Annotated in this window: 1 protein-coding gene and 1 pseudogene; one reads left to right on the top strand and one right to left on the bottom strand. The window is 75.7% G+C overall.

All coding sequences use genetic code 11. From position 1 onward, the window contains the following. Positions 1 to 1,120, bottom strand: a 1,120-nt coding sequence (locus AB0881_RS41785; RefSeq protein WP_366626460.1) for a PucR family transcriptional regulator ligand-binding domain-containing protein, incomplete at its 3' end; no start/stop codon positions are given. A 436-nt stretch (positions 1,121 to 1,556) separates the two neighbouring features. On the opposite strand from AB0881_RS41785, the pseudogene AB0881_RS41780 reads away from it, so the two are divergent. Further along, a pseudogene (locus AB0881_RS41780) lies at positions 1,557 to 2,002 on the top strand (hypothetical protein); the annotation flags it as partial.

Here is a 2,002-nt window from a genome sequence, read left to right as displayed (position 1 = left end):
CTGCCGCGTCGCGGCCCCGCGCGTCGCCGCCCCTGCCGTCGCGGGCGTCGGCGCGCGGCCGCCCGTCCAGCTCGGCGACCAGCACCATCGCGGGCCGGTCCAGGTCCCAGCCGAAGCCCGCGCAGTGCGCGATGACGCGGTCGTCGTCGCCCGCGCGGCCGGCGAGGATGTCGCGCAGGAAGTCGGCGCGGTACTTGCTCTCCACCGCCGAGACCGCCTGCTGCTTGGTGATGACGAGGGCCGCGACCGTGGCGGCGCGTTCCAGGATCGTCAGGTCGGCCTCGCGGAGCGTTCCGCCGGGGCTGTAGGCGACGATCCGGCCGTGGTCGAACCCGCCGGCGACGACGGGCGCCACCAGGTGGTCGCCCTCGTGCGCGGAGCCGCGGCCCAGCGCGCGCATCGCCCGCACGTGCTCCTCCGGGCCGGCGCCGGCGAGGACGCGCTGCTCGCCGTCCAGCGCGACGACCGCGACCTCCAGCAGCGCCGCGACCTCGTCCACCACCTCCTGGAGGCCGCCGCCGCACAGCACGATCTGCACCAGCGCCCGGTGCACCTCCTCGGTACGGGCGAGCACGGCGGCCTGCCGGTTGAGGATGTCGGTGAGCACCTGGTTGAGGATGTCGTCGAAGCCGACGTCGTCGGCGAGCAGGATCAGCGGGAAGCCGCGCCGGTCCGCCTGCGCGATCATCTCGGCGGGCAGCGAGTCGAGGTACCGGCCGAGCTTGATGGCCAGCGCGGACAGCCCGCGCTCGTCGAGGTCGGCGACCAGGTTGTCCAGCGACTGCGGCGTGTTGCGCAGCGGGTAGCCGGTGGTCAGCAGCAGCTCGTTGGGCTTGACCCACGACAGGATGTCGGGGACCTCCATCACGTTCAGCCGCTGGACGACGCGGCCCAGCCCGGACCGGCCGGCGATGACGCGGGCGCCCTTGAGGGAGGAGACGCCGAGGACCTCGCCGACGGGGAGCCCGTAGGTGAGGGTGCCGGTGCTGGCGAGGCGGAGGGCGGGGGGATCGAGCGCGGGGGGATCGAGCGCGGGGCGGGGGCGGGGGGGCTTGGGCGGGGCGGGGTGAGGCGCGGCGGGGTGAGGCGGGAACGACCTCGGCTCCGCGGGGATGGACATCAGATGACTCCCAACTGGGTCGGCTCCGGCGTCGAGTTCCTCGTACGCCGAGGTGCGCGGGTCGGGCTCTGGTGGAGCCTTTCCCGTTCGGCCCGGGTCGTGGCGCGCGCGCCGGGTACACGTCCTGGTGCGGGGTGCGCGTGGTCGTGCGCGTCACGAGCTGGTCGAGCGCGTGGCGGGGGCCGGTGGTCCGGCCTGTGGCCGAGTGAGGCGTTCATGGACGCTGGCTCACGGGAACGGTCACCTCGCTCTTTGGTGCTGACATCGCCCGTTCGGGCGTGATCGCTACCGCTGTGCGATCAACCCTGACAACAAAGACGAAGGATGACAACCAGTCTTGGCAGCTTTCTCCATACGTCACGCCGCGTGCCCGGCCGTACGGTCGCGGCTAGAGAGGCCGGGCCCCGGTGACGACTCCGGCCCTCGGGAGGACCCCGTGACTGCCCTCGTGCGCGACCCGATCACGCTGGCGCCGCGGCCCGGCCCCCGGCCGCCGGCCGCCGGCGCCGCGAGCCTGGCGCTGCGTCCGGTGCTCGACGCCGCGCGCCGCCCGGCGCGCGTCATCGCGGCCTTCCCGTCGGCCGTCTACCTGGAGCTGCGCGGCGCGGCCGAGCCCCGGGTGGTCGCCGCGGTCACCTCCGACGCGGTACGGCTGCCGAACGCGGTCGTCATGGTGGCGACGCGCCGCGAGCGCCCGTTCCGCCGCGTCCGGGAGGGCGCCGACGCGTGGGTCGGCGACGGCCGGATCGACACCGAGGGGCTGGAGGCGCGGGTCCGCCGCTGGTGGGACCCTTCCCCGGCGCTCGGCGCGGTGGCGCCCGCGGCGCTCGCGCACGGCGTGCGCGCCCTGGAGGCGGCGCTGCGCGACGCCGGCGGCTCCGC

The sequence above is a fragment of the Spirillospora sp. NPDC029432 genome, assembly GCF_040703975.1.
GTDB lineage: Bacteria > Actinomycetota > Actinomycetes > Streptosporangiales > Streptosporangiaceae > Spirillospora.
The sequence above is the reverse complement of the archived record's forward strand: the minus strand, read 5'-3'. Positions and strand labels throughout refer to the sequence as shown.